The organism is Rhizobacter sp. P1_G5 (assembly GCF_056405435.1).
The window spans coordinates 1-4,339 of sequence record NZ_JBFUCB010000524.1 but is presented as its reverse complement, the minus strand read 5'-3'; the positions used below and the strand labels follow the sequence as shown (position 1 = coordinate 4,339).

Sequence of the window (4,339 nt, the reverse complement as noted above, 5' to 3'; positions counted from 1 at the left end):
TGACAACCTCGCGCACCGGTGCGGTGTCGGATCCGAGGATCGCCGCGCCGCAGGCCATCGCCTCGAGCAGCGACCAGCTCAGCACGAACGGGTAGGTGAGGTACACGTGCGCCGCCGACACCTGCAGCACCTTCAGGTACTGGGCGCGCGGCAGCTTGCCGGTGAAGTGCGTGCGGGCCGGATCGAGCTTCACTTCCTGCAGCATCTTCTCGCGCCAGTTCGTCGCATCGCGCACGCGCTTGCCGTAGCTCACGCCGTCGGCGCCGACGATGATCGCGTGGCACTGCCTGTTCTGCTTCTGCAGCCGCTCCAATGCGCGCATGAAGACATGGAAGCCACGGTAGGGCTCGAGGTTGCGCGCCACGTAGGTGATGACCGGGTCGCCGGCCTTCAGCACGGCGCCGCTGCGCGTGCGAACCGTGGCCTGCGCATCGGGCGCCAGGCTGTCGGTGTCGATGCCTTCGTGCTGCACGCCGATCTTCGGCAGGAAGATCTCCGGGTGGCGGCTGCGCTGCCAGTGCGTCGGGCTGACCGCGGCATCGCAGTTGGTCAGGTTCAGCGTGTGCAGCGCGTTCCAGGTGCGGATGCGCGCGCGGTCGTCGAAGCTGATCGGAAACTCCGGGTCGAAGCCCAGGTCCTGGCCGTCGGCGTTGTAGTACCACTCGCACAGGTGGATCAGGCGCGCGTCGGGGAACACGTCCTTCGCATACAGCGTCTCGCCCCAGCCCGGGTGCGCGAGGATCACGTCGGGCCGGAAGCCCTGATCGCGCAGCTTCAGCATCGCACGCGCCGCCGCCTGGCCGTGCAGCGTGGCCGATTCCATCTGCCGCAGGTAGCCGTGCTGCTGCGCATGCGGTGCGCGCGCCAGCTTGTAGCGCAGCAGGCCGTCGAAGCCGGGCAGCCCCGGCGCGGTCTCGCGGCCGAGCGCACGCACCGCCCAACCCGGGCGACAGGCCCACGCCGTGACGAGCTGGCCGAACTGGCCAGGGAAGTTCTGATGGATCACCAGCAGGCGCATCTCAACCTGCGCCGCCTCTGAATGAGCCACCCACCGTGGCCGTGGCCTGGCCTCGGGGCCGACGACTTCCGTCACGCACTTTTCCTTCTCCCTGTGAACCGGTTCAGTCTAGCCACGGCACGCGCAGTCGCAATGCCCCTCCGAAGGGGGAAGCCACGTCACGGCCCAGGTCCACCCTGCTCTTCCGCCTTCGATGGCCGAAGCCGCTTCGAGGCGAAATCCCACATGCGCTCCTCCACCTTCGGGCATCGCGGCCCAAACATCCTTGCCCATGCCCAAGGATCCAGGAACTCCCGGGTGCGCCCTTCCCTGGTGTCCACGAGATACCCTCTTCGTTCCGCGACGACCTCCTGGGTTCGCAGATCGATGGCCTTCAGTGCACCTCCGGCAATCCAGTGCTCGCGATCGTCGGGTGTGGAGATGTCCTCCCACGTCAAGCCATAGCGGGCCGTGAACGCAGCGATGGCTTGGCGCTCCACCTTGAACTCGTAGATCGCCGGGCCGGGATCCCTGCCACCGCTGCTCGTCCTGTACCACTCTCTTTCAGCCGGGGTTCGCTTTCTCACCAACGCGAGGGTCGCCGTGTATCGATACCGCTTTCCGTCGCGCGGATCCACGGTCTCGACGAAGCGGTAGCCGCTCGCGTATTGCCTTGCCTCCGGCCGATCGAGCCCGGCGCCGCTCGTCGCACGCAGAAGAATCCTGATGCAGTCGTCCCCGCTGCAATCCCTGCCATAGGGATCGTCCAACGCGAACTGATCGGCACCCACGTTGACCGGACGCCACGTCATCCAGACGATTCCGTCGACATCCTCGACGACGCGGTAGACCTGGTCTCCAGCGGTCCTGCAGCGCCTCTGGAAATGCGCCATGGCGGCTGCGCGTCTCGCGCTCTGCTGGTCGAGCCAATGATTGCGCTCGACGACATGCGTCGCCACGGGATACGCGAATGCGGCCATGACCCCGGCGGCGCAGCCCCACTTCATCCAGCGGCGCTTCGGCAACCAGTACACGACGGTCGCGACGGCCAGTGCCAGGATCCAGTACAGCGGCCCGAGGACTTTGAGGGTGACGCCGAACGATGTCGCGTCGAATGGCGTTTCGGGATTCATCTTCGAACCCTCGCTTCGTCATCTGTCGCGAGACTCGCCCGGCTCGACGGGTGTGGGCTCGACCAGCTCATCGTCAGCCTGCCGGCACAGGCCCAGGCGACAGGCACACAGCCCGCAATCGCAGTTCACGTCGACCACCTGCATCGCCGGCCTGCAGTCGTGCGCGGCAGCCGCCACGCTCACGCTGCTTCGGCACGATGGGCAGCACTTCCGGTTCAAGCCCAGGTAGGCGCCCTGCAGGTGCGAGCGGGCCAGGCTGAAGGCCAGGCCCTTGGCCTGCAGGTAGACGCGCTCGGCGCGTCGTTCGGCACACCACGCAACAGCGTCCATCACGAACGTCATCGCACACACCACGACCAGGGCAACCAACAACGACAGCGCCGCGGCGACCTGTGTCCAGTTCTCCATACCGTCTCCTTTTCGACACCGGGTTGCACTGCTCGATGGCGTCAATCGGACCAGTCTAGAAATCAACTGTGCAGAATGTTTGCACGCGGTATGCATGGCCTCTTCACAGCCACATCCCTGTTGTCGTCGGGTCTACCGGCGGCAAGGCAAACTGCACGCCCCCGTTGATGGAGATTCGAATGGAACATCGCAGACTCGGCTCGAGCGGCTTCAAGGTCCCCGTCCTCAGCCTCGGCACCGGCACCTTCGGCGGCGGCRGCGAATTCTTCGGCGCCTGGGGCAAGACCGATGCCGACGGCGCACGCCGCCTGCTCGACATCTGCCTCGAGGCCGGCCTGAACATGTTCGACAGCGCCGACGTGTACTCCGCCGGCGCGGCCGAACAGGTGCTCGGCCAGGCGATCGCCGGCCGGCGCGACAAGGTGATCGTCTCGACGAAAGCCACCTTCCGCCTCGGCAGCGGGCCGAACGATGTCGGCTCGTCGCGCCACCACCTGCTCGATGCGGTGCACGCATCGCTGAAGCGGCTCGGCACCGACTACATCGACCTGTTCCAGCTGCACGGCTTCGATGCGCAGACGCCGGTCGAAGAGACACTGCGCACGCTCGATGACCTGGTGCGCGCCGGCAAGATCCGCTACCTCGGCGTGTCGAACTTCTCCGGCTGGCACCTGATGAAGTCGCTCGCCGCATCGGAGCGCCTGGGCATCTCGCGCTACGTCGCGCACCAGGCCTACTACTCGCTGATCGGCCGCGACTACGAATGGGAGCTGATGCCGCTCGCGCTCGACCAGGGTGTCGGCGCGGTCGTGTGGAGCCCGCTCGGCTGGGGCCGGCTCACCGGCAAGATCCGCCGCGGCACCGGGCTGCCGGCACAGAGCCGCCTGCACAAGACCGCCGAGTTCGGCCCGCCGGTGCCCGACGAGCAGCTGTTCCGCGTGATGGATGCGATCGACGCCGTCGCGAAGGAAACCGGCAAGAGCGTGCCGCAGATCGCACTGAACTGGCTGCTGCAACGGCCCACGGTCGCGAACGTGATCATCGGCGCGCGCGACGAGGCCCAGCTGCGCGACAACCTCGGCGCGATCGGCTGGTCGCTGAGCGCGTCGCAGATGAAGCAGCTCGACGAGGCCAGCGCGGTGACCCGGCCGTACCCGTACTGGCACCAGGCGCCGTTCGAGCGCAACCCGCTGCCGGTGTGAGGAGACGAACATGGCTGCGCGATACCAGGGCGTGTTCCCGGTGGTGCCCACCACCTTCACCGACAGCGGCGAGCTCGACCTGCCGAGCCAGAAACGCTGCGTCGATTTCATGATCGATGCCGGCTCGACCGGGCTGTGCATCCTCGCGAACTTCTCCGAGCAGTTCGTCATCGCCGATGCCGAGCGCGAGCTGCTGACGAAGACCATCCTCGAGCACGTGGCCGGCCGCGTGCCGGTGATCGTGACGACCACGCACTTCAGCACGCGGCTGTGCATCGAGCGCAGCGTGCGCGCGCAGCAGCAGGGCGCGGCGATGGTGATGGCGATGCCGCCCTACCACGGCGCGACGCTGCGCGTGCCCGAGGGCCAGAGCATCGAGTTCTTCTCGCGGCTGTCCGAGGCGCTGGCGATTCCGATCATGGTGCAGGACGCTCCCGTCAGCGGCACCACGCTGAGCGCGGCCACGCTGGCGCGCATCGCACGCGAGACGGCGAACGTGCGCTACTTCAAGATCGAGGTGCCGCAGGCGGCAGCCAAACTGCGTGACCTGATCGCGCTGGGCGGCGATGCGATCGAGGGCCCATGGGACGGCGAGGAGG

General features: G+C 67.3%; 5 protein-coding genes. 2 read left to right on the top strand and 3 right to left on the bottom strand.

Annotated elements, in window-relative coordinates; genetic code table 11:
• From AC1D12_RS26065 to AC1D12_RS26055, 3 genes are all read right to left on the bottom strand, one after another.
• Positions 1-1,018, bottom strand: a 1,018-nt coding sequence (locus tag AC1D12_RS26065; RefSeq protein WP_477843851.1) for a glycosyltransferase, incomplete at its 3' end; no start/stop codon positions are given.
• Between the two features lie 158 nt (positions 1,019-1,176).
• On the bottom strand, positions 1,177-2,130 hold the full coding sequence (locus AC1D12_RS26060) for a hypothetical protein (protein ID WP_477843849.1): 954 nt from the start codon (positions 2,128-2,130) through the stop codon (positions 1,177-1,179).
• A gap of 18 nt (positions 2,131-2,148) precedes the next feature.
• On the bottom strand, positions 2,149-2,538 hold the full coding sequence (locus AC1D12_RS26055) for a hypothetical protein (RefSeq protein ID WP_465111012.1): 390 nt from the start codon (positions 2,536-2,538) through the stop codon (positions 2,149-2,151).
• 179 nt (positions 2,539-2,717) lie between these two features.
• Between AC1D12_RS26055 and AC1D12_RS26050 the strand changes: the two genes are divergently transcribed.
• Both AC1D12_RS26050 and AC1D12_RS26045 read left to right on the top strand, forming a co-directional pair.
• The gene (locus AC1D12_RS26050) at positions 2,718-3,740 is read left to right on the top strand and encodes an aldo/keto reductase (protein WP_477843847.1); all 1,023 of its coding nucleotides are present in this window, start codon (positions 2,718-2,720) and stop codon (positions 3,738-3,740) included.
• A 10-nt stretch (positions 3,741-3,750) separates the two neighbouring features.
• Positions 3,751-4,339, top strand: a 589-nt coding sequence (locus AC1D12_RS26045) for a dihydrodipicolinate synthase family protein (RefSeq protein ID WP_477843845.1), incomplete at its 3' end; no start/stop codon positions are given.